6 protein-coding genes are annotated in these 4113 nt (G+C 73.9%); 1 reads left to right on the forward strand and 5 read right to left on the reverse strand.

The window, feature by feature from the left end; all coding sequences use genetic code 11:
• Nucleotides 1-269 precede the first annotated feature (269 nt).
• The gene (locus H5J33_RS26050; protein ID WP_181797299.1) at nt 270-605 is read left to right on the forward strand and encodes a chaplin; all 336 of its coding nucleotides are present in this window, start codon (nt 270-272) and stop codon (nt 603-605) included.
• 118 nt (nt 606-723) lie between these two features.
• Here the strand turns inward: H5J33_RS26050 and H5J33_RS26055 are convergent, their stop codons facing one another.
• The 5 genes from H5J33_RS26055 to H5J33_RS26075 all read right to left on the reverse strand — a co-directional run bounded on the left by H5J33_RS26055 (nt 724) and on the right by H5J33_RS26075 (nt 3903).
• Nucleotides 724-1590: a tyrosinase family protein gene (locus tag H5J33_RS26055; RefSeq protein WP_181797300.1), complete on the reverse strand. Its 867-nt coding sequence runs from the start codon at nt 1588-1590 to the stop codon at nt 724-726.
• Nucleotides 1574-2095, reverse strand: coding sequence for a tyrosinase family oxidase copper chaperone (locus H5J33_RS26060; RefSeq protein ID WP_181797301.1), 522 nt, complete (start codon nt 2093-2095; stop codon nt 1574-1576). The genes H5J33_RS26055 and H5J33_RS26060 overlap by 17 nt, the downstream gene beginning before the upstream one ends.
• A 194-nt stretch (nt 2096-2289) precedes the next feature.
• Nucleotides 2290-2808, reverse strand: coding sequence for a hypothetical protein (locus H5J33_RS26065; RefSeq protein ID WP_181797302.1), 519 nt, complete (start codon nt 2806-2808; stop codon nt 2290-2292).
• 176 nt (nt 2809-2984) lie between these two features.
• Nucleotides 2985-3488, reverse strand: a complete 504-nt coding sequence (locus tag H5J33_RS26070; protein ID WP_181797303.1) for a DUF5949 family protein — start codon at nt 3486-3488, stop codon at nt 2985-2987.
• A gap of 130 nt (nt 3489-3618) precedes the next feature.
• Nucleotides 3619-3903: a hypothetical protein gene (locus tag H5J33_RS26075; RefSeq protein ID WP_181797304.1), complete on the reverse strand. Its 285-nt coding sequence runs from the start codon at nt 3901-3903 to the stop codon at nt 3619-3621.
• Nucleotides 3904-4113 lie beyond the last annotated feature (210 nt).

Below are 4113 nucleotides of genomic sequence, written 5' to 3' on the forward strand. Positions count from 1 at the left end.
GCGCGCCCCGGAGAGACGGGCGTCCCGTCACCCGGGTCCCGGGTCCCGGGTCCCGGGTCCCGGGTCAACACCGTGCCGGACCGCCGTCACACGAACAGCCCAGCCGCCGTCGCCGTGTCCGCACTGGACGGCGCGGCGCCCTGCCGTTGAAAGGGTGATCCCCGGCCGATCGGCGTGACCCGCCCCGCACGGCGCCGTTGAACGGGAAGTGCGGCGGCTGGCCTGCCGCCGCGCGCTTCCCCAGCCACAAGCAACAAAAGGAGAACGTGATGTCTCGCATCGCGAAGGCGACCGCTGTCGCCCTGGGCGCCGGCGCCGTGGTGGTCAGCGGGTCCGGGCTCGCCCTGGCCGACGCGGACGCCCACGGCGCGGCCGTCGGCAGCCCGGGTGTGATTTCCGGCAACGTGATCCAGGTGCCGATCGGCATCCCGATCAACGTGTGCGGCAACACCATCGACATCATCGGCCTGCTGAACCCGGCCTTCGGCAACGCCTGCGCCAACAAGGGCGACGAGTTCAAGCCGGGCAAGCCCGGCAAGCCCGGTCCCACCAAGCCCGGCAAGCCCGGCAACCACAGCCACGGCAACGACGGCTACGGCCACTGAGCCGTCGCCGTCGCGCGGACAAGAGCCCCGGCACTCCGAGCGCCGGGGCCTTGTCGCGCCCACCGCACACCCCCTCACGCGCCCCCGGCGCACCCCCTCCAGCGCACCCGGCAGACCCTCACGCGTACCGGTAGACCCGGCTCATGTCCTCCAGCTGGTCCGGTGTCTCGTCCCACGGCGGCAGCTTCTGGTGCCGGGCCACGACCCGGCCGTGCTGGGCGTCACCGGCGCGGGGCGGCTCGGCCGGCAGATAGCGCCGGCCGCGGTGGGCCCGCTGCCAGCGGTGCCACTGGAGGTCCAGGAAGGCGTGGTGCAGCCAGAACACCGGGTCGTTGACGGACGCGCCGCCGAGCATGGCGCCGCCGACCCAGCGGTGTACCCGGTTGTGGTTGCGCCAGGAGGCGCTGCCGCTGCCGCTCCCCCACCCCTCCAGCTTGTTGCGGAAACCCTTGCGGACGGTCGAGTCCCAGGGCGGGGCGTCGTAGAGGGGGTCGTCGAGCGCCCACTGCAACTCGCTCCGCGTGGGCAGTTGGATGGGGGCGGCCGAACGGCCCAGGTCCCGGGTGAGGAACCTGCCGTCGGTGACGCCCTCCTTGATGGTCCAGTGACCCGCCGCGTAGGCGAACGGACCCGTCATCACCTGCCGGTCGGAGTGGCGCCCGTTCCCGCCGAGCAGGTCCTTCGTCCACGGCACCGAGGTCGTCGTACGGTCCCGGGTCCAGTCCCAGTACGGCACCGTCACCGACGAGTCGACCCGGCGCAGGGCCCGCTCCAGCTCCAGCAGGAACCTGCGGTGCCAGGGCAGGAAGGACGGCGCCATGTGGGCGCTGCGCAGGCCCGCCTCTCCGTCGGCGCTGTAGTAGTCGATGTGCATCCGCACGAACTCGTCGTACTCGCCGCGCCGTTTGAGCGCGAGCAGCGCGTTCACGAACCGGCGCCGCTCCCCGGCGCCGAGCGCCGCGACGTTCTTACGCACGTACGCCATGCCGTCCCCCCGTGTGCGCGTGGCCGCCGGTGTGGCCGGTGGCCGGCCCGGCCTCCGTCAGGTCGCGCAGCCGCCGGCCGGGCCCCATCTCGTCCACGGCCGCCCGGGTCGCCTCCAGTGGCGTCCGGTACGACGTGTAGTGGTCGACCATGCTCAGCCAGGAGCCGTCGGCCCGGCGCATCAGGTGCAGCGGGCGGCCGTCCACGGTGATCCGCCAAGCCTCGCCCGCCGCTTGACGCCCCACCGCGGGCACCAGGACGCCCTGGATTCGGCGGCCCCGGTAGGTCTCGTCGAAGGCGCCGTCGTCGTCCGGCCCGGCCGGGTGCCCGGGCCGGGAGGCGGCGACGAGCGGGGTCAGCGCCAGTGCGGCGGCGGAGGCCAGCAGCCCCCGCGCCCACTCCCTGCGGGACCGTCCGGCCCCGGCCTCCCGATGTACCCCGGCTTCCCGGTGAACCCCGGCCTCCTGATGGGGCCCGACCGCCACTTCGCCGACACCGACGACCATGTTCGCTCCTCGTCCGGGTGCAGATGTCCGTACCGGCTAACCGGCCGAGGGCGCGCGGGGTCACCGCCGTAGAGCCATACGAGCCATACGAGCCATACGAGCCACACGAACCGCATGAGCCGCCTGAGCCGCCTGAGCCACGTGAGTGGGGCCGTGGGGGACGGAGGGACCCGTCGGGCCGTACGGGTCCTGGGTCAGCGGCCCGGGCCCGTGGCCAGGTTGCCGTCGGCGGCGGTGCGCAGGACCGGGGCGAGGACACCGGCCTGGGGGAGCTTGGCGGACGGGAGGCCGAAGCGGTCCGCGTCCGGTGCGGTCAGGGGGGCGTCCAGGGCCAGGCCGGGGGCGAGGGCCCGTACGTCACCGGCGGGCGCCTTCACCTCGAGGTGGTCGAAGTCCTCGCCCATGAGGCGCGGCAGCGGGGCCCTGCCGTCCAGGCCCGGCAGCCCGCCGCTCACCGGCAGCTGGGGCAGGGTCCGGTCGGGCAGCAGCCGGCCGGTGACGTAGCGGGGCCCCTCGGGGGCGCCGGGCTTGACCAGCGGGACCTCGGCGCGGAGCCTGGGCACCTCCATGCCGAGTGCCTGGGACACCCCGCCCAGGGGCACGGGGACGGGAACCGTACCGGCCGCGGCGGCGGGGCCGGCGGCTCCCACGGTGGCCGCGATGCCCGTGACGACGGCGGCGAGGGTGCCTCGGGTGAGGGTGATCGGCTTCATGGCAGGTACGGGCCCTTTCGGAAATGCGGGGGTTCGACGTCCGTACCGCGTAACGAGCGGAAATGGCCCGCATTTCACAATTCCCCCGGGTGCCGTAATAGTCAGCTCGTCCAGAAGTCCCACCAGCGGTCGGTACGAGAATTCCGGCCGGGGTTGCCGGGCCCGGGGGCCGGGCGTCAGGTGCGCAGGCCGCGGGCGGGCAGATAGACGTGCGCGGCGGCGTCGGTGGTCTCCGGGGAGCCGGCGAACGCGGCCAGCTCGGGTCCCTCCACCGAGCGGCGGGGACCGGCCGACGGGCAGATCCGGGTGGTGAACATGAAGTAGGCGTACCCGAGTTCGCCGACCGCCTCCAGCCAGTCCGCCGGCGGGGTGGCCTGGCGGCTGATCTGCGGCATCTGCAGCACGATCTGCCCGGCGAGGACCAGCATGGAGACCTTCAGGCTGGGCCGGGCCATACCGATCACGGGCTCGCCGCCCACGGGCAGGTCCATGTCCTTCAGGAGCCGGGCGACGGCGGCGGACGCGGCCTCGGGGCCGTCGGGGCCGTCGCCCAGGGAGCAGGCGAGCAGACAGGGGGTGTGGCCCCCGCCCTCCTCGTTCCTGGCCATCCAGGCGAGCAGCGCGAGGGTGCCGAGGTCGGCGGCGCGGAAGGGGCGGGTTTCGCTTGATGCTGTGGTCATCGCGCGACCATATCGACGGGCGGTGGCGCGGCCCGGTGCTCTCTCACCCGTCCGGAGCAGCGTCCGGGACCTCGCCACACGATCGGGCGACGTGGTCCCGGACGTACCGGGGCGGGGCCGGGAGCGGGCGTCAGCGCAGGGGCAGACCGCCGAGCAGCCCCCGCTGGTTGAGCGTCGTGGTGGCGCCCTTGACGCTGCTCAGCACGGAGTCCTTGTTCTCGGTGTCGAGCGCGTCCGACTGGTGCCGGATCGGCATCAGGTCCCGCACGCCGGGCGGGTGCTCCGTCAGCTGGGCGAGTCCGCCGTTGAGGCTCATGGGCGGCAGGTGCTGGGCGTCGTAGGCGAACGCGGGCGCGGTGACGCCGACGAGGGCCACGGAACCGGCGACGGCGGCGGCGGCCTTGAGGGACTTCATCGTTTTCCTTTCTTGGCAACTCACGTCACCCAGGAAATGCGGACGCCCTGCTCAACGATTTCCGGGCGGGCCGGAAACCCCGCGTGGAGAAGACATATGAGATCCCCCGCGCACCAAGGGACGTCCCGTCAGCCGGCCGGGGCCGGGCCGGGCGCGGCACCCCGACGCGCCCGAGTACGCGCCCCCGAGCTGATCGGCAAGGGCGGCTGG

The organism is Streptomyces sp. WELS2 (assembly GCF_013870595.1).
Lineage (GTDB): Bacteria > Actinomycetota > Actinomycetes > Streptomycetales > Streptomycetaceae > Streptomyces.

What these genes read in the sequence shown, in the direction of transcription:
- H5J33_RS26075 (WP_181797304.1), bottom strand. Translation starts at nt 3,903, where the DNA reads ATGAAGTCCCTCAAGGCCGCCGCCGCCGTCGCCGGTTCCGTGGCCCTC.
- H5J33_RS26065 (WP_181797302.1), bottom strand. Translation starts at nt 2,808, where the DNA reads ATGAAGCCGATCACCCTCACCCGAGGCACCCTCGCCGCCGTCGTCACG.
- H5J33_RS26050 (WP_181797299.1), top strand. Translation starts at nt 270, where the DNA reads ATGTCTCGCATCGCGAAGGCGACCGCTGTCGCCCTGGGCGCCGGCGCC.
- H5J33_RS26060 (WP_181797301.1), bottom strand. Translation starts at nt 2,095, where the DNA reads ATGGTCGTCGGTGTCGGCGAAGTGGCGGTCGGGCCCCATCAGGAGGCC.
- H5J33_RS26055 (WP_181797300.1), bottom strand. Translation starts at nt 1,590, where the DNA reads ATGGCGTACGTGCGTAAGAACGTCGCGGCGCTCGGCGCCGGGGAGCGG.
- H5J33_RS26070 (WP_181797303.1), bottom strand. Translation starts at nt 3,488, where the DNA reads ATGACCACAGCATCAAGCGAAACCCGCCCCTTCCGCGCCGCCGACCTC.